This is a genomic window from Arthrobacter sp. 2MCAF14, from assembly GCF_052115645.1.
In the GTDB taxonomy this organism is placed as follows: Bacteria; Actinomycetota; Actinomycetes; order Actinomycetales; family Micrococcaceae; genus Arthrobacter.
The window spans coordinates 12,905-30,233 of the sequence record NZ_JBFRHB010000009.1 but is presented as its reverse complement, the minus strand read 5'-3'; the positions used below and the strand labels follow the sequence as shown (position 1 = coordinate 30,233).

Genomic DNA, 17,329 nt, shown 5'->3' with positions numbered 1-17,329 from the left:
AGGCAGGCGAGACAGACCGCAGTACCCCAAGACACGCTGCCCGGAGAGGCCACTCATTTGACGGCGTTTGAGACGATGAACCACATGGACGCTGATGCAAGCATTTCCAACGACCCCGATACCGATCCCGCCGCCGCGCAGCACGCCGGGGTGCAGTCCGTGGACCGGGCCATCACGGTGCTCGAAATCATCGCCCGCAACGGAGATGCCGGCGTGAGTGAGATCGCGGAGGAAATGGGCGTCCACAAGTCAACGGCGTCGCGACTGCTGAGCGCCCTGGACGCCCGTGGCATGGTGCAGCAGAATCACGAGCGCGGAAAGTACCAACTCGGTTTCAACATCCTGCGCTTGGCCAGTGCCATTCCGGCCCGTCTCAGCTTGGTGAGGGAGGCCCGGGAAGATCTCGAAGCCCTGGCGGAGAAGTTCGCGGAGACTGCCAACCTGGCCGTGCTGCGGTCAAATTTCGCGGTCAATGTGGATCAGGCCATCGGTCCCAACACGCTTGGCACGCAGGACTGGATCGGTGGGCTCACCCCGCTCCACGCGACGTCCAGCGGCAAGGTCATGCTTGCAGCGCTGCCACCTGCGACGCGTGACCGCGTTCTCAGGGAATCCGGCCAGGCGCGATACACGCCACAGACCATCACCGACCGGGACGAGCTGGAGCATCAAATGCCGGTCATCGCGGAGGCCGGGTACGCCGCCACGTATGAAGAACTCGAACGCGGACTCAACGCCGTCGCCGTTCCGATCCGCAACCATAGCGGCACGGTGATCGGAGCCATCAGCCTTTCCGGGCCGGCCTTCCGTTTTGAGCCGGAAAAAATACCCGGCCTGCTCGATGCGCTCAAGCAAGCCGGGTATTCAATCAGCGTCAAGATGGGTTACACCGCAGCCAGCGGCGCCTAAACGCCGTCGACCTGGCGATCCAGCTCTGCCTGGGCGAGGTTGTCCCCCTCGGCTTTGATGGTGGTGTCCCCGCCATGCCCGGTCCGGACCACGGTTTCCGCGGGAAGCGTCAGGAGGCGTTCCCGAATCGAGGCCAGGATGGTCGGGTGGTCGCTGAACGACCTGCCCGTCGCCCCCGGACCGCCGTTGAAGAGGGTGTCCCCCGTGAACACCGTGCCTTCACTTTCCAGGTAGAAGCACGTGGAACCCGGTGAGTGGCCTGGCGTGTGGATGGCTTGCAGGGCCGTGCCCGCCACTTCGAAGATGTCGCCGTCTGCAATGTAACGGTCCGGCGCGGCATCCGGGTACACCTGCTCCCACAGAACCATGTCCGCCGGGTGCAGGTAGATCGGCGCGTTCACGGCCTTCGCCACGTCGAGCGCTGCTCCGATGTGGTCGTTGTGAGCATGGGTGAGCAAGATGGCGCGCACCTTCCGGCCACGAACTTGGTCGATGATCGCCGAGGCGTCGTGCGGGCAGTCGATGATCACGCATTCGTCGTCATTGCCGACGATCCAGACGTTGTTGTCCACGTCCCAGGTGCCGCCGTCGAGCGAAAACGTGCCCGAGGTGACGAGGTTTTCGATGGTGACGCTCATGCGATTTCCACTACCGAGCGCAGCACTTTGCCCTCGTGCATCTTCGCGAACGCTTCTTCCACCTGGTCGATGGTGATCCGTTCCGACACGAACGCGTCCAGGTCAAGGTTCCCCTGCTTGTAGTGCGCCACCAGCATCGGGAAGTCGCGGGACGGCAGGCAGTCCCCGTACCAGGAGGACTTCAGCGAACCGCCGCGGCCGAAGACATCCAGCAGGGGCAGTTCCAGCAACATGCCCGGCGTCGGGACGCCCACCAGCACCACGCGGCCGGCGAGGTCGCGCGCGTAGAAGGCCTGCTTGAAGGTCTCGGGGCGTCCGACGGCGTCGATCACCACATCGGCACCGTTGCCGCCGGTCAGCGACCGGATGGCCTCGACGGGGTCCTCCTGGCTGGAGTTGATACCGTGCATGGCTCCCAAGGACTTGGCCATCTCTATTTTGTTGGCGTCGATGTCCACGGCGATGATCGTGGTGGCGCCGGCGAGCTTTGCCCCGGCAATGGCGGCGATGCCGACGCCCCCGCAGCCGATCACGGCCACGGACTCGCCCCGCTTGACCTCACCTGTGTTGATGGCGGCGCCGATGCCTGCCATCACACCGCAGCCGAGCAGCCCGACCGCGGCGGGATCGACGTCGTCGTCTACTTTGGTGCATTGCCCGGCGGCCACGAGGGTCTTCTCGGCGAAGGCGCCGATCCCCAGGGCCGGTGTAAGTTCAGTGCCGTCCTCCAGGGTCATCTTCTGGGTGGCATTGTGCGTGTTGAAGCAGTACTGCGGCTGGCCCTTGGCACACGCCCGGCATTCCCCGCACACGGCACGCCAGTTCAAGATCACGCGGTCCCCGGGCGCTACTTCAGTGACGTCCGGTCCTACGGCGCTGACCACACCTGTGGCCTCGTGGCCGAGCAGGATGGGGAAATCATCGGTGATGCCGCCCTGCTTGTAATGCAGGTCGGTGTGGCAAACGCCGCAGGTGAGGATGTCCACCAGCGCCTCGCCCGGACCGGGGTCGGGCACCAGGATGGTCTCCACGGAGACTGGAGCGTTCTTTTCCTTGGCGATGACCGCCCGTACTTTGTAAACCATTAGCTGGTGTTCCTTTTCCTAAGTTCGCGGTAGCTCGTCACAAGACAGACATTCTTCAGGCTAGCTGTCGGCGGGTACGTCGGCGATCTTGTTGGTGACCCAGCTGTGGAACGCCTCGATGTGGTGCTCGCTCGGTACCAGGACGCCGCCCTTGGCGTAGATCTTGGAACCCATGGCTGGCTGGCAGCGTTCGCAGGCGTCGAAGTCCTGCTCGTTGACCCGGTGGAAGAGCTCTACCGATGCGCTCACGTCCTTGCCGGATTCCACCACGCTAGGCAGGTACAGCCAGTCGCATTCGACGATCGTGTGGTCGGCGGCCAGCGGGAACATGCGGTGGATGATGACATGGTCCGGAACCAGGTTGACGAAGACATTCGGCTTGATGGTCACTGCGTAGTACCGGCGGTCCTGGTCATCCCCGACTCCGGGAATTCGATCCAGGCCTTCGGAACCGTCAATCGTGAAGCCCTTGATGTCGTCACCGAACTCGGCGCCGTGGCCCACAAAATACTGTGCCGCCAGGCCGTCGGCGAACTCGGGCAGGACTTCGGTGAGTTCGGGGTGGATCGTGGCGCAGTGGTAGCACTCCATGAAGTTTTCGATGATGAGCTTCCAGTTGGCCTTGACGTCATACTTGATGCGCCGGCCAAGGCTCAGGTTCGCGATGTCATAGTTGTCAACAGCCCGCAGGTCCCCGAGGCGTTCCTCGATCGCACCCATGACGTCTTCCTCGAACGACGGCGGCTCATCCGCGAGGCAGACCCAGACGTAGCCCATGTATTCGCGGACGTGGACCTTGACCAGCCCGTATTCGTTGCGATCGATATCCGGCATCTTGGTGAGGTTGGGGGCCGCGATGAGCTTTCCCTCAAGATCGTAGGTCCAGGCGTGGTACGGGCACTGGAACGAGCGGTTGGCCTCGCCGGACTCCTCCATGCACAGCTTCACGCCACGGTGCCGGCAGATGTTGTAGAACGCGCGGATTTCCCCCTTGCGGGTGCGGTTGATGAGCACGCTCTCGCGGCCGATCTGCATCGTTTTGAACGAGCCGGCCTTCTCCAGGTCCGCGGTGCGCACTGCGCAGAACCACATTTGTTCAAAGATGTGCTCTTGCTCGGCGCGGAAGATGTCTTCACTGACATAAGTGTGGCCGGGGAGAGTGGGGATCAGGCTGGGGGAAACAACTTCAGTGGTCATGCTGACTCCTATTCAGTGATGAACGTGGTTGAGGCTTGGAATGTCTAAGGGGTTGCCAGGACGGGCGGGGCGTTGCGGGCGTTGAGTTGCCGGCGCCAACGGGTGAACAGACGCGGCTGGTTCACACCTAGAACGCCCACTGGTTCCTCGCCCCGGTAGTACACGGCCAGGAAGCTGTGGTTCTGGAGCTGCCCTGCCTCAATTTCGACGCGCTCCGCGTCCCGCGCATGGCCGGCGAACTGGAGCGTTACTCCGTACTGGTCAGACCAGAAGTACGGCAGGTTGAGCGGTTGGGGTGCGGCTGAGTGATCCAAGAGCGCTGTCACGGCAAGGGCGGCACGTTCCTGGGCGCCGCTCCAATGCTCCACGCGATGGTGCTGCCCGCTGCGTTCGTCGAACCAGGCCGCGCAGTCTCCCACGGCAACCACGCCGGGGACGTTGGTCCGGCCCATCGAATCGCACGTGACGCCGTCGTCGATCGCCAAGCCCGAACCGGCCAGCCACCCGACGTTGGGGACCGCGCCGATTCCAAGGAGTACGACGTCGGCGGAACGGTACTGGCCGTCGCTGAGCCTGACACCGGTCACATTTCCTTCGTAGCTGTAATACGAGTCGATTCCCGTGTCACAAATCAGTTCCACTCCATTGGTCCCGTGGAGCGTGGCCATGACAGCAGCCATCTCCGGACCGATCGGAGCGCTCAGCGGGATCGGGCTCTTGCAGATAATGGTCACGTCCATTCCCAGGCCCTTGGCCGTTGACGCCACCTCCGCGCCGATGAAGCCTGCGCCAACCACCAGCAGGCGGCCGCCCGGAACGAGTTCCGGAGCCAGGTCCTGCGCATCCTCAAGAGTCCGCAGCGTAAAGACATTGGATAGGCCCGCAAGTTCGGGCAGCGTCCGCGCCGAGGCTCCCGTGGCAATCACGACGCCGTCAGCCACCACCGTGCGCCCGTCGCCTAGCGTGATGGTCCTGGTGGCGGCGTCAAAGCTTCGTGCAGGCGAGCCCAGCAGCCATTCGGCCTGCAGGGGATCTGCCGTTCCCGCCTCTTCCGCTTCCAACATCAAGTGCTTGATGCCGATCTTTCCTGCCAGGAACTCCTTGGACAGGGGCGGACGGTCATAGGGCCGCTGCTGCTCATCTCCAATGATGAGCAGCCGGCCACAAAAACCTTGCGCGCGGGCAGCGCGGGCGGCGGAAAGTCCAGCCAATGATGCGCCCACGATCGCCAATGTCTCCATGGCTTCCTCCTCGTTGAGCCGTTCGAAATTTTATTGCGCATTACGCAACGACCTTCGTTATGCGAAACAGTGTGACGGCCTTCACATCGCGTGTCAAGCAATCTGCGCAGTAATTTCCACCTCTTGACAAGCCCCTGTGAGGTCCATCACTCTGTTGCGTATCGTGATCTTCGTTGATCATGAAACAACCGCCCCCAGGTTTTCGACCAATCCGGTGAAAGAGGTTCGTGAGATGCACAGTGCTTGTCCGCTTAGCTCGTTGGCTCCGGGGGACGCGATTCGACTTGAGACGTCTCCGCCGATTGCCGTATTCCACACCGAAGAGGGCGAACTCTTTGCCCTCGACGACACCTGCACGCACCAAGACGCCTCCCTCGCCGACGGCTGGGTAGAGGACTGCTGGGTGGAGTGCCCCCTCCATGCTTCAAAGTTCAACCTCCGCACGGGAGCCGCCGATGCGCCTCCGGCCAAACTGCCCGTCAGGGTCCACGAAGTCCTGGTAGTGGACGGCCAGATCATGGTCAAGGAATCTGAGGACGAGCCCAACCTGCCGCCCGGGTTGACCGTCGACGGCCACGTCTAGCTTCCGGCGAGCCCCAAACTTCCGTACGCCTTACCTCAGGAGCAACACGCATGTCCACAACACCCCGCGTCGTCATCATCGGAGCCGGCATCGTCGGCGCCAATCTTGCGGATGAGCTGTCCACCCGCGGCTGGACCAACATCACCGTGGTCGAGCAGGGCCCGTTGACGTTGGCGGGCGGCTCAACATCGCACGCCCCCGGCCTCGTGTTCCAGACCAACGCCTCCAAGGCCATGACCGAATTCGCGTCCTACACCGTGGACAAGCTGCTCTCCCTCAGCGGTTCCGGCGTCTCCTGCTTCAACCAGGTGGGCGGTCTTGAGGTGGCCACCACGCCAGGGCGCCTGGAGGACCTCAAGCGCAAGCTGGGCTACGCGGCGTCGTGGGGTGTCGAAGGCCGGCTCATCGATCCGGACGAGTGCGCCAAGCACTACCCGCTGCTCGATCAGGAAAAGGTACTCGGAGGTCTCTACGTACCCTCCGACGGCCTGGCTTCCGCGGCCCGCGCCGTCGGCCTGCTCATCGCCAAGGCGAGCGCCGCAGGCGTCACGTTCCGCGGTTCCACTCCCGTTACCGGCATTGAACAGACAGGCGGCAAAGTCACGGGGGTCGTAACGCCCGACGGCGTGATCCCGGCTGACATCGTGGTCTCCTGCGCCGGGTTCTGGGGACCCAGGATCGGCGCCATGGTGGGCATGTCCGTGCCACTCCTCCCGCTGGCCCACCAATACGTCAAGACCACCTCCGTACCGGAGCTCGTGGGCCGGAACGATGCCTCGCGGCTGCTTGATCCCGCCAACGGCGCGTGGATGCCCATCCTTCGCCACCAGGACAAAGACCTCTACTACCGCGAGCACGGGGACCGGATGGGCATTGGCTCCTACGCCCACAAGCCCATGCCCGTGGACCTCCGGGAGCTGCCCGAGGTTGCTGCGGCGGACATGTCCGAGCACCGGATGCCGTCCCGCCTGGCGTTTACCGAAGAGGACTTCCTGCCGAGCTGGGAGGACTCCAAGGAACTCCTTCCGGCACTTGCCGGCGCGGGGATTGCGGATGGCTTCAACGGCATCTTCTCCTTCACCCCGGACGGCGGTCCCCTGGTGGGCGAGTCCAAGGAGGTTGAAGGGTTCTTCGTTGCCGAGGCCGTGTGGGTGACGCACTCCGCCGGCGTGGCCAGGGCAGTGGCCGAGCTCTTGATCGAGGGCCAATCCCGGATTCCGCTCCACGAATGCGAAGTCTCCCGCTTCGAGGAAATCCAGACTGCGGAGAGCTATGTCAGCGAAACCTCCCAGCAGAACTTCGTGGAGATCTACGATGTCCTGCACCCGCTGCAGCCGCGCGTCTCCCCCCGCGAACTGCGCGTGAGCCCGTTCAATGCGCGGCAGAAGGAGCTCGGGGCGTTCTTCCTCGAAGCCCAGGGTTGGGAGCGCCCGCACTGGTTCGAGGCCAACCGCGGCTTGCTGGAGGTGCTCCCGGAAGAATGGCGCGCACCTGAACGCGAACCATGGGCCGCCATGTTCCACTCCCCCATTTCCGCGGCCGAAGCGTGGAAGACGCGCACCGCCGTCGCGCTCTATGACATGACGCCGCTCAAGCGGCTGGAGGTTTCCGGCCCGGGCGCCGAAGCCCTCTTGCAGCGCCTCAGCGCCGGGAAGGTCGACAAGAAGCCGGGTGCGGTGACCTACTGCCTGCTCCTCAACGGCGACGGCGGCATCCGCAGCGATATTACGGTGGCCCGCCTCGACGAAACCACCTTCCAAGTCGGAGCCAACGGCAACATCGACTTCGACTACTTCACCACCGAGGTCCGCAAGCAGACCGCCGGGGACGTCACCCAGTGGGTCCAGGTCCGCGATATCACCGGCTCCACGTGTTGTGTGGGGCTTTGGGGACCGCTGGCCCGCGAGGTCATTGCCAAGGTGAGCGACGACGATTTCAGCAACGACGGTTTGAAGTACTTCCGGACCAAGAAGGTCCGAATCCGCGGGATCCCTGTCACCGCGATGCGGCTGTCCTACGTAGGCGAGTTGGGCTGGGAGCTGTACACGACGGCGGAAAACGGCCAAAGGCTCTGGGACCTGCTGTTCGAGGCCGGCCAGGAGCAGGGCATCATCGCGGCCGGCCGCGGTGCGTTCAACAGCCTGCGCCTCGAGAAGGGCTACCGGCTATGGGGCACCGACATGACCCCCGAGCACGAGCCCTTCCAATCGGGCCTTGGCTTCTCCGTCAGCAAGGACAAGGACGGATACGTTGGCGCCGAGGCCCTCAAAGCCCGCCGCGAACTGCCCGTCAACCGCCGCTTGCGTTGCCTGACAGTCGACGACGGCACGTCCGTGGTGTTGGGCAAGGAACCTGTCTATTTCAAGGGAGAGCCCTCCGGCTACGTCACAAGCGCCGCCTACGGCTACACCGTCCGGAAGCCCATCGCCTACGCTTGGCTGCCCGCCGAAGCGGGCGAGGGTGACGCCGTCGAGATCGAATACTTCGGCAAGCGGATCCCCGCCACCATCTCCACCGATCCCCTCGTGGATCCGACCATGGAAAAGCTACGGGGCTGACGCCCCCTGGCTACTCGACACAGCAATGGGGATCACTTCAAAGGAGTTCAACTAATGGCCAACGAAAAGTTTGACTACGTCATCGTGGGTGGGGGCAGCGCCGGATCGGTGCTGGCGGACAGGCTCAGCGCGGACCCCTCCAAGACCGTCCTGGTCCTGGAGGCTGGCCGCAGCGACTACCCCTGGGACCTGTTCATCCAGATGCCCGCGGCGCTCACCTTCCCCAGCGGGAACAGGTTCTACGACTGGCGCTACCAATCCGACCCCGAGCCGCACATGCACGGACGCCGGATCGCCCACACCCGCGGCAAGGTCCTGGGTGGCTCCAGTTCCATCAACGGGATGATCTTCCAGCGTGGCAACCCCTTGGACTACGAACGCTGGGGAGCCGACGCCGGGATGGAGACCTGGGACTTCGCGCACTGCCTCCCCTACTTCAACCGCATGGAGACCGCGCTCGCCGCGGAACCCGACGATGAACTGCGCGGACACGACGGACCCTTGGTCCTGGAACGCGGTCCCGCGCGCAATCCCCTCTTCCAGGCGTTCTTCCGCGCCGCCCAACAAGCCGGTTTTGCGCGCACCAACGATGTGAACGGTTACCGGCAGGAGGGCTTCGGCCCCTTCGACCGCAATGTGCACAAGGGCCAGCGACTCTCTGCCTCCCGGGCTTACTTGCGGCCGAACCTCAACCGGCCAAACCTCACGGTCAGGACCCGGGCGCTCGTCTCGAAAATCAACTTCGACGGGATTGGAACCTCCGAGGTCAGGGCCACCGGCGTCAGCTACCGCCGCAATGGCAAGCAGCACAGCGTCGATGCCCAGGAAGTCGTCCTGTGCGGAGGGGCCATCAACACCCCGCAGCTCCTGCAGTTGTCCGGCGTCGGGGACTCCACGCACCTCAAGTCCGTCGGCATCAAGCCAGTAGTCGACCTGCCCGGCGTCGGCGAAAACCTGCAGGACCACCTGGAGGTCTACATCCAGCACGCCTGCACCCAACCGGTCTCCATGCAGCCGAGCCTGAGCCTGTGGCGCTATCCATGGATCGGCCTGCAGTGGCTGTTCGGGCGCAAAGGACCAGCGGCCACCAACCACTTCGAAGGCGGCGGCTTTGTGCGCTCCAACGAAGACGTGGCCTACCCCAACCTCATGTTCCACTTCCTGCCCGTTGCCGTCCGCTACGACGGCCAGAAAGCCGATGCCAAGCATGGCTACCAAGTGCACATCGGGCCTATGTATTCCGACGCCCGCGGCAGCCTGAAGATCACCTCCACGGATCCAACCGCCCACCCGTCCATGAAATTCAACTACCTTTCCACGGAGCAGGACCGGCGAGAGTGGGTCGAAGCCATACGGATTTCCCGGAACATCCTGGAGCAGTCTGCCATGGCGCCTTTCAATGGCGGCGAGCTCTCCCCCGGCCCCGCCGTCCAGACCGACGAGGAAATCCTCGACTGGGTAGCCCGCGACGCCGAAACCGCCCTGCACCCATCCTGCACCGCCAAGATGGGTCCGGCCACCGATCCCATGGCCGTTGTGGACCCGCTCAGCATGAGGGTGCACGGCACCTCGGGCCTACGGGTGGCCGACGCTTCGGCAATGCCCTACGTGACCAACGGCAACATCTACGCGCCGGTCATGATGCTGGCCGAGAAAGCTGCGGACTTGATCCAGGGCCGCGAACCCCTCGCTCCGATCGCCGCCGAGTTCTACCGGCACGGCACGGTTCCGGGTTCAGACGGGCCGGTTCCGGACAGCCTGGAAAGCCTGGACGGCCAGCCCCAGGTCACTCCGGCAAGGAACCAAGGAGCGGCATGAACAGCCCACAACTTTCCCAGACCCACACGGTGCGCGGCAGCTACGTTGACGGCGGCTGGCAGCAGTCCGCCGGGGGAATCCGCAGCATCAGCTGTCCGGCGGACGGCACCCATGTTGCCGACGTCGCCGAGTGCACCTCGGCCGATGCCGAGGCAGCGGTGGCTAGCGCCCGGAAGGCGTTCGACGACGGCCTCTGGCCGACCACGCCGGAACTGGAACGCGGCGCGATCCTGCTCCGCGTGGCCGGGCTGCTGGAGCGGGACAAGGCCGCATACGCCGCGGCCGAAGCCCTCGACACCGGCAAGCGCCTGGTCGAAGCCGAATACGACATCGACGACGTCATAGCCTGCTTCCGCTACTACGGCAGCGTGGCAGGCACGGACGCGGGCCGCGTGATCGATACCGGCCGGCCCGGCGCCATCAGTCGGGTCGTCCATGCACCCGTGGGCGTCTGCGGCCTCATCACGCCGTGGAACTATCCGCTCCTGCAGGCTTCGTGGAAAGTTGCACCGGCGCTGTTGGCCGGGAATACCTTTGTCCTGAAGCCCAGTGAGTTGACGCCTTCGACGTCCATCCTGCTCATGGACACGCTGCGTGAAGCAGGCGTGCCCGACGGCGTCGCGAACCTCGTGACGGGAACGGGACCGGAGGTCGGGGCTGTGCTCAGTTCGGATCCGCGGGTCGATCTGGTCTCCTTCACGGGCGGGCTGGAAACCGGCAAGCGGATCATGGTGGCTGCGGCGCAGACGGTCAAGCGCGTGGCCCTCGAGCTCGGCGGCAAGAACCCGAATGTGGTCTTTGCCGACGCTGACCGGGAGGCCGCGATCGACAACGCCTTGACTGCCGTCTTCCTGAACTCGGGACAGGTCTGCTCGGCCGGGGCGCGGCTCATTGTCGAAGAGTCCATTCACGAGGAGTTCGTGGCCGAAGTAGTCCGCCGTGCACGCCAGATCCGGCTGGGCGGCCCCTTCGACCAGGAGGCCCAGACCGGCCCGCTGATCTCCACGGCCCACAGGGACAAGGTCCATGCCTACGTGCAGGCCGGAGTTGCGGAGGGCGCGCGGTTGCTCTGCGGGGGCTTCATTCCGGACAGCCCTCAGCTGGCCGGAGGCAGTTACTACCCGCCCACCGTGTTGGACGGGTGCAAGACCTCGATGCGCGTGGTCCAGGAGGAATCCTTTGGCCCCGTCATGACGGTGGAAACGTTCACCACCGAGGAAGAAGCTATCCGGCTGGCGAACGACACCGTCTACGGACTGGCCGGCGCTGTGTGGACGGCGGACGCCTCGAAGGCCCAGCGGGTCTCCGAAGCGCTGCGTCACGGGACGGTCTGGATCAACGACTACCACCCTTACGTTCCGCAAGCCGAATGGGGCGGCTTTGGACAGTCAGGCAATGGCCGCGAATTGGGGCTCGCTGGCTTGGCCGAATACCGAGAAACAAAACACATCTGGCAAAACATCAGCCCCGGGCGCAGCCACTGGTTCGAGCCGCCACAGGCAGGAGTACAGCAATGAGCAGTCCTGACATATCAGTGCGCAACCTCTGGAAGGTCTTCGGACCCGGAGGTGAAAAGATCCCCAAGAATCCCGAGCTGTCGGGTTTAAGCTCCGCCGAATTGCTTGAACGCACCGGCTGCAATGCTGCCGTGCGGGACATGAACTTCGACGTCGCCAAGGGCGAGGTGTTCGTCGTCATGGGCCTGTCCGGATCAGGAAAGTCCACCCTGATCCGGTGCCTCACCCGGCTGATCGAACCGACGTCGGGGAGCGTCCTGGTGGACGGCAAGGACGTGATGCAGGCCGGAACCACCGAACTTCGGGAACTGCGCCGGAGGAAGATGTCCATGGTCTTCCAGCACTTCGGCCTCCTCCCGCACCGCACCGTACTGGACAACGTGTCCTACGGCTTGCAGATCCGCGGAGCGTCAAAAAATGAGCGTTACGCCAAATCCCGCGAAATCATCGAACTGGTGGGCCTCAAGGGCTACGAGCAGCATTTCCCCGATCAGCTTTCCGGCGGAATGCAGCAGCGTGTCGGACTGGGCCGCGCCTTGGCAGGCGACCCGGACACCATCCTCTTCGACGAGCCGTTCTCGGCCCTGGACCCCCTCATCCGGCGCGATATGCAGGCGGAAGTCATCCGGCTGCACAAAGAGATGGGCAAGACGATGGTGTTCGTTACCCACGACCTATCCGAAGCGCTCAAACTCGGGGACCGCATCCTGATCATGCGGAACGGCGAGACAGTCCAGTGCGGCACCGGCGATGACCTTGTCGGATCGCCGGCGGACAAGTACATTGCCGACTTCGTCTCCGAAGTACCCCGCGCGGATGTCCTGACGCTCAAATGGATCACCGATCCGCTAGCTTTGGGCACTCCCGGGGATGCTCCCGTCCTGAGCGCAGGCACGATCATCCGCGACGCCATTCCCACCGTCATGAACTCGACGTGTCCCGTGCTTGTGGAAGACTCCGGCAGGATCACCGGCCAGATCGACCGCGACAGCATCTTGTCAGTCATCCGCAGCACGGAAGTAGCGGCATGATGTCCACTCTCGTTCGTGACCGGGCCCCGGTTCAGACCAGCGCCAACGCCCTCCGCCCGCCGCGCAAGCGGCTGAGTCGCCGAGTATTACTCCTCGGTGCCGCCGGAGTCCTCTGGCTCCTCGGGTTCTTGTTCCTGCACGGCACATCGACCCTCACGCTGCCGGCGTCGGAATTGACTGACCTGCACCGTTCGCTCAACCAATTCAATGCCTGGGTCGCATCGAACCGAGCGGACAATCCCGTTTTCCAGTACGTCTTTACTCCCTTCCGCTCCGCCGTCGATTCAGTCGCAAACCTGTTCACCAGCACTTTTGCCGCCAGCTCTACCGGGCTTCGCCTACCGGAAATCGGCTGGCTGGGAACTGTCGGCCTGCTCAGCTGGATCGCCTTTGCGGTCGGCAATGCCCGGGTGGGATTGCTGACGGCAGCCGCATTCACGTTCTTCGGACTCCAGGGTCTGTTTACGGAAGCGGCTTACACCTTCGCCCTCGTCCTCACAGCCGTGCTGTTCAGTCTCCTGATCGGCATCCCGCTCGGAGTCTTGGCCGGGATCTCGGGCCGGGTTTCCCAAGTGATCACTCCGGTCCTCGACTTCATGCAAATCCTCCCCACGTTCGTCTATCTGGCTCCTTTGGCCCTCATCTTCCTGATCGGCCCTGCCTCCGCGGTCATCGCCACGGTGATCTACGCGGTGCCTCCGCTCATCCGACTAACGGCACACGGAATCCGGAACATCCCGGAGAACACCCGGGAAGCCTCCGACTCCTTGGGCACCACAGGGTTTCAGCGGCTTCTCACCCTTCAACTCCCCCTGGCACGGCGCACCATCGTGATGGGGATCAACCAAAGCACCATGGCTGCTTTGTCCATGGTCACCATCGCAGCGCTGATCGCGGCGCCGGGGCTGGGACAGGTGGTTGTCCGTGCCCTGCAGTCGCTCGACGTCGGGACAGCAGTCAACGCCGGCCTGTCGATCGTCCTCTTGGCCATTGTGCTGGACCGGGTCACCACGGCTGCCAGCCGCCGGGCCGAGCCCGGGGCAGCCCGTAAGCGCCGGATATCTCGGAGAAGCAGGTACATCCTGCTCGCTGTCAGCCTCGTTGTCGTTCTTGTCATGGTCCAGCTTTCCCGGACGATGCTCTGGGCCGCAGCCTTTCCGAAGAACCTCAACTTTGGCCCGGACATCGTCAGCGGAGTCGGCGCTGCCAGCGAATGGCTGCAGACAAACCTCTCCCTGTTTACGGTGTCATTCCGCGAGGCCCTGACCAACGGAATCCTCAATCCGTTCCAATCCCTTCTGACCGAGACCCCCTTCTACCTCCTCGTCGCGGTTGTCCTCGTGGCGGCTTACGCACTCGGTGGTTGGAAGCTGGCACTGGTCACCGCCTCATGCCTGGCCGCGATCATTTACCTCGGCCTGTGGAGCGATGCCATGGTCACCCTGGCCAGCACCCTTGTTGCCACGGCCGTGGTCATGGTGCTGGGCATCATCTTCGGTGTGGCGATGGGAAGGTCCAACAGGGTGGACCAGATCATGCGGCCCATGCTGGATGCGGGCCAGACCATGCCTGCCTTCGTCTACTTGGTTCCGTTCCTAGGCCTCTTCGGCGCAACGAGATTCACGGCCATCGTCGCCGGAATTATCTATGCAGCGCCTGTGGCCATCAAGATCACGGCCGACGGCATCGCAGCGATCTCCCCCACCGTCATGGAGGCTGCGGTATCCAGCGGGTCAACCCCGTGGCAGGTCATCACCAAGGTCCAGCTCCCAATGGCAAGGAAATCCCTGGCCCTCGCCGCAAACCAAGGCTTGATCTACGTCTTGGCCATGGTGGTCGTCGGAGCACTGGTCGGTGCAGGCGGCCTGGGGTACGACGTCGTCGCTGGCTTTGTCCAGAGCTCGCTGTTCGGCAAGGGCCTTGCCGCCGGCCTGGCCATCGTCTTCCTCGGCATCCTGCTGGACCGCATCACCCAGTCTGCCGCAGCCGATCCCGTCCGTAAAATCCGCTCAGCAAAATCGAGCGCGCACTAATTCCTCCCCGTTCACCGCCCCAACAAGGAGACCCCAACCATGAGTAGAACCAGACAGCTTTTGAAACGAACAATTCCCGTCCTTGCGGGAACCGTTACTGCAGCCCTCTTGCTAGCTGGCTGCGGAGGCGCTTCCGTGAACCAAGCGGCAGCCGCAGGCTCCTCGGATACGCCCTGCGGAACCGTCAATGTCGCCCTCAACGCGTGGGTCGGCTACACGGCAAATGCGGCCGTCTACAGCTACGTAGCCCAAAACAAGCTCGGTTGCACGGTAGTCCAGAAGGACCTTTCGGAGCAGATTTCCTGGCAGGGCTTTGGTTCCGGTGAAGTCGATGTCATCCTCGAGAACTGGGGTCACGCGGACCTCACGAAGCAGTACATCACGGACCAGAAAGTGGCTGTGGACGCCGGCCCCACCGGCAACGAAGGGCACATCGGCTGGTACGTACCACCATGGATGGTGCAGAAGTACCCGGACATCCTGGACAGCAAGAACCTGAACAAGTACGCCTCACTCTTTGCCACCTCCGAATCAGGCGGCAAAGGCCAGGTCCTGGACGGCGACCCCGCCTTCGTGACCAACGACGAAGCCCTGGTCAAGAACCTTGGCCTCGACTACAAAGTGGTCTTCTCGGGCTCGGAAGCAGCTCTGATCCAGTCGTTCCGTACGGCGGAAAAGAACAAGACACCGCTGCTGGGCTACTTCTACGAACCCCAATGGTTCCTCTCCGAGGTCCCCCTCAAGAAGGTCAGCCTGCCCGCCTACACCCCGGGCTGCGATGCCGACGCCGAGAAGGTGGCCTGTGACTACCCCGATTACAAACTGAACAAAGTGATGGCCAAGAAGTTTGCGGACAGCGGCTCTCCCGCCGCGAAACTGCTCAAGGCCTTCTCCTGGACCAACGCGGACCAGAACTCGGTTGCAACTGACATCCAGGGCGGCATGAAGCCCGATGCCGCGGCCAAGAAATGGGTGGATGCCCACCCCGATGTGGTTGCTGCCTGGCTCAAATAGTCCTTTTCCGCATCTCCCCTTGAAGCTCCCCGGATCCACGGATCCGGGGAGCTTCTTTTTGCCTCCCAGAGCAGCGCCTTACTCATTCTACGCAACCGCGTTGCAACGAGTGCGCCGCCCTTCCCCAACTAGCTCGCACTTGTTGTCGTTTAGAGCCCTCAAAACGACAATAAGTGCGAGTCAGTTGGACGGTGAGGGAAGACTCTTGACGGTGATGCACAACACATCTATTCTGGTGCAACAGCGTTGCGTTGAATGCAACCCCAAAGTTCTTGGTGGATTCATGAAAAACGAAACATCCTCCGTGGCAGCAATCCAGGGAAGCGCGAATGCCGGATCCAAAGGCGGGTCCGGCGACCTTCCCGATGCGACAGCCACCCCGGGCGGCCCGTCAAAGCAAACGACTAGCCACACAGTCAGCAAAGACACCCGCCGCCGCGTTATCACTGCAAGCTTCATCGGCAACTTCGTCGAATGGTTCGACTACGCCGTCTACGGCTACCTTGCCGGGATTATTTCGACCGTCTTCTTCCCCGCATCTGATCGGCAGACCGCCCTGCTCGCCACGTTCGGCGTCTTTGCCGTCTCTTTCTTCGTCCGGCCCCTGGGCGGATTCATCTGGGGCCACATCGGTGACCGGCTCGGACGCAAACAAGCACTCTCCTTGTCGATCGTGCTGATGTCCGTGGCAACGTTCTGCATCGCCCTCATCCCTGGCTACAACACCATCGGGGTCATGGCGCCTGTCCTCCTGCTGCTCGTCCGCGTTGTCCAGGGCTTCTCGGCAGCAGGGGAATACGCAGGTGCCTCAGCCTTCCTGGTGGAATACGCGCCGGCCAACCGGCGCGGACTCTATGCCGCCGTCGTGCCTGCCAGTACAGCGGCGGGCCTGCTGCTCGGTTCCCTGCTGGCGGCACTGCTCAGCTCGGTCCTGAGCGCGGAGCAGCTCGGCGAATGGGGCTGGCGATTGCCCTTCCTCCTGGCCGCCCCGATGGGCCTGATCGGCCGTTACATCCGCACCAAGCTCGAGGACACCCCGGCATTCCGCGAAATGGCCGCGAAAGACACCGCGGTCAAGGCTCCGGCCTTCGCGATGTTCAAGACGTACCGCAAGCAGTTGATCATCGCGACGGGCGCTGTGCTGCTCAACGCCGTCGGCTTCTACGTAATCCTGAGCTACATGCCGACATACCTCTCCGAGGAGCTTCACTTCGGTGCGGCCGAATCGTTCATGGCCACGACCATTGCCCTCCTCAGCTACATCGGATTCATCTTCCTGACGGGGATCGCATCGGATAGGTTCGGCCGCAAGCGCATGCTCATCACGGCTTCCGCACTGTTCGTGGTGCTGACCGTTCCGGCGTTCATGCTCCTCGACACCGGCAACTTCCTGGTCATTGTCCTGGTCCAGATCCTGCTGGGTGGCATGCTCACGCTCAACGACGGCACCCTGCCCAGCTTCCTTGCCGAGCTCTTCCCCACGAGGGTCCGCTACAGCGGCTTCGCCGTCAGCTTCAATCTCTCCAACGCCCTGTTCGGCGGCACTGCCCCATTCATGGCAACCCTCCTCATCGGCCTGACCCACAACCAACTGGCTCCCGGCTGGTACCTCGTGGCGGCCGCCGTAATTTCCCTCATCGCGGTCCTCTTCGCTGTGGAGACTTCCAAGAAGCCCCTGCAGCAGGACTGAAACAACCCACCCATT

13 protein-coding genes are annotated in these 17,329 nt (G+C 63.5%); 9 read left to right on the top strand and 4 right to left on the bottom strand.

From position 1 onward, the window contains the following. Positions 1 to 84: 84 nt before the first annotated feature. A complete protein-coding gene (locus AB4074_RS08720; protein ID WP_441413034.1) occupies positions 85 to 909 on the top strand; it encodes an IclR family transcriptional regulator in 825 nt (274 codons plus the stop codon). On the opposite strand, the gene AB4074_RS08715 is transcribed toward AB4074_RS08720, so the two are convergent. From AB4074_RS08715 to AB4074_RS08700, 4 genes are read right to left on the bottom strand one after another with little or no spacing between them, the layout of a single operon-like run. Next, complete coding sequence (locus AB4074_RS08715; RefSeq protein WP_441413033.1) at positions 906 to 1,547, bottom strand: MBL fold metallo-hydrolase; 642 nt, start codon at positions 1,545 to 1,547, stop codon at positions 906 to 908. The two genes, AB4074_RS08720 and AB4074_RS08715, sit on opposite strands and share 4 nt — an antisense overlap. Further along, positions 1,544 to 2,632, bottom strand: coding sequence for an S-(hydroxymethyl)mycothiol dehydrogenase (locus AB4074_RS08710; RefSeq protein WP_441413032.1), 1,089 nt, complete (start codon positions 2,630 to 2,632; stop codon positions 1,544 to 1,546). Before AB4074_RS08710 ends, AB4074_RS08715 begins: the two co-directional genes overlap by 4 nt. Before the next feature lie 60 nt (positions 2,633 to 2,692). Then, positions 2,693 to 3,829 (bottom strand): aromatic ring-hydroxylating oxygenase subunit alpha, encoded by a 1,137-nt coding sequence (locus AB4074_RS08705; RefSeq protein ID WP_441413031.1) that lies wholly within the window; start codon positions 3,827 to 3,829, stop codon positions 2,693 to 2,695. Between the two features lie 44 nt (positions 3,830 to 3,873). Continuing rightward, the gene (locus AB4074_RS08700) at positions 3,874 to 5,070 is read right to left on the bottom strand and encodes an NAD(P)/FAD-dependent oxidoreductase (RefSeq protein WP_441413030.1); all 1,197 of its coding nucleotides are present in this window, start codon (positions 5,068 to 5,070) and stop codon (positions 3,874 to 3,876) included. A 232-nt stretch (positions 5,071 to 5,302) separates the two neighbouring features. On the opposite strand from AB4074_RS08700, the gene AB4074_RS08695 reads away from it, so the two are divergent. From AB4074_RS08695 to AB4074_RS08660, 8 genes are all read left to right on the top strand, one after another. After that, positions 5,303 to 5,653: a bifunctional 3-phenylpropionate/cinnamic acid dioxygenase ferredoxin subunit gene (locus AB4074_RS08695; RefSeq protein ID WP_059388150.1), complete on the top strand. Its 351-nt coding sequence runs from the start codon at positions 5,303 to 5,305 to the stop codon at positions 5,651 to 5,653. 50 nt (positions 5,654 to 5,703) lie between these two features. Continuing rightward, positions 5,704 to 8,211 (top strand): GcvT family protein, encoded by a 2,508-nt coding sequence (locus AB4074_RS08690; protein ID WP_441413029.1) that lies wholly within the window; start codon positions 5,704 to 5,706, stop codon positions 8,209 to 8,211. A gap of 54 nt (positions 8,212 to 8,265) precedes the next feature. After that, positions 8,266 to 10,029, top strand: coding sequence for a choline dehydrogenase (betA, locus tag AB4074_RS08685; protein ID WP_441413028.1), 1,764 nt, complete (start codon positions 8,266 to 8,268; stop codon positions 10,027 to 10,029). Continuing rightward, positions 10,026 to 11,546 carry an aldehyde dehydrogenase family protein gene (locus AB4074_RS08680; RefSeq protein WP_441413027.1) on the top strand — a complete coding sequence of 507 codons (1,521 nt, stop codon included), beginning with the start codon at positions 10,026 to 10,028 and terminating at the stop codon, positions 11,544 to 11,546. Before betA ends, AB4074_RS08680 begins: the two co-directional genes overlap by 4 nt. Continuing rightward, positions 11,543 to 12,577, top strand: coding sequence for a quaternary amine ABC transporter ATP-binding protein (locus AB4074_RS08675; RefSeq protein WP_441413026.1), 1,035 nt, complete (start codon positions 11,543 to 11,545; stop codon positions 12,575 to 12,577). Before AB4074_RS08680 ends, AB4074_RS08675 begins: the two co-directional genes overlap by 4 nt. After that, positions 12,574 to 14,610: an ABC transporter permease gene (locus AB4074_RS08670; protein ID WP_441413025.1), complete on the top strand. Its 2,037-nt coding sequence runs from the start codon at positions 12,574 to 12,576 to the stop codon at positions 14,608 to 14,610. The genes AB4074_RS08675 and AB4074_RS08670 overlap by 4 nt, the downstream gene beginning before the upstream one ends. A 39-nt stretch (positions 14,611 to 14,649) precedes the next feature. Next, positions 14,650 to 15,624: an ABC transporter substrate-binding protein gene (locus tag AB4074_RS08665; RefSeq protein WP_441413024.1), complete on the top strand. Its 975-nt coding sequence runs from the start codon at positions 14,650 to 14,652 to the stop codon at positions 15,622 to 15,624. A 283-nt stretch (positions 15,625 to 15,907) separates the two neighbouring features. Next, positions 15,908 to 17,314 carry an MFS transporter gene (locus AB4074_RS08660; RefSeq protein ID WP_441413023.1) on the top strand — a complete coding sequence of 469 codons (1,407 nt, stop codon included), beginning with the start codon at positions 15,908 to 15,910 and terminating at the stop codon, positions 17,312 to 17,314. Positions 17,315 to 17,329: the final 15 nt, after the last annotated feature.

What these genes read in the sequence shown, in the direction of transcription:
- AB4074_RS08695 (WP_059388150.1), top strand. Translation starts at nt 5,303, where the DNA reads ATGCACAGTGCTTGTCCGCTTAGCTCGTTGGCTCCGGGGGACGCGATT.
- AB4074_RS08665 (WP_441413024.1), top strand. Translation starts at nt 14,650, where the DNA reads ATGAGTAGAACCAGACAGCTTTTGAAACGAACAATTCCCGTCCTTGCG.
- AB4074_RS08670 (WP_441413025.1), top strand. Translation starts at nt 12,574, where the DNA reads ATGATGTCCACTCTCGTTCGTGACCGGGCCCCGGTTCAGACCAGCGCC.
- AB4074_RS08700 (WP_441413030.1), bottom strand. Translation starts at nt 5,070, where the DNA reads ATGGAGACATTGGCGATCGTGGGCGCATCATTGGCTGGACTTTCCGCC.
- AB4074_RS08675 (WP_441413026.1), top strand. Translation starts at nt 11,543, where the DNA reads ATGAGCAGTCCTGACATATCAGTGCGCAACCTCTGGAAGGTCTTCGGA.
- AB4074_RS08720 (WP_441413034.1), top strand. Translation starts at nt 85, where the DNA reads ATGGACGCTGATGCAAGCATTTCCAACGACCCCGATACCGATCCCGCC.
- AB4074_RS08710 (WP_441413032.1), bottom strand. Translation starts at nt 2,632, where the DNA reads ATGGTTTACAAAGTACGGGCGGTCATCGCCAAGGAAAAGAACGCTCCA.
- AB4074_RS08715 (WP_441413033.1), bottom strand. Translation starts at nt 1,547, where the DNA reads ATGAGCGTCACCATCGAAAACCTCGTCACCTCGGGCACGTTTTCGCTC.
- AB4074_RS08660 (WP_441413023.1), top strand. Translation starts at nt 15,908, where the DNA reads ATGAAAAACGAAACATCCTCCGTGGCAGCAATCCAGGGAAGCGCGAAT.
- AB4074_RS08705 (WP_441413031.1), bottom strand. Translation starts at nt 3,829, where the DNA reads ATGACCACTGAAGTTGTTTCCCCCAGCCTGATCCCCACTCTCCCCGGC.
- AB4074_RS08680 (WP_441413027.1), top strand. Translation starts at nt 10,026, where the DNA reads ATGAACAGCCCACAACTTTCCCAGACCCACACGGTGCGCGGCAGCTAC.
- betA (WP_441413028.1), top strand. Translation starts at nt 8,266, where the DNA reads ATGGCCAACGAAAAGTTTGACTACGTCATCGTGGGTGGGGGCAGCGCC.
- AB4074_RS08690 (WP_441413029.1), top strand. Translation starts at nt 5,704, where the DNA reads ATGTCCACAACACCCCGCGTCGTCATCATCGGAGCCGGCATCGTCGGC.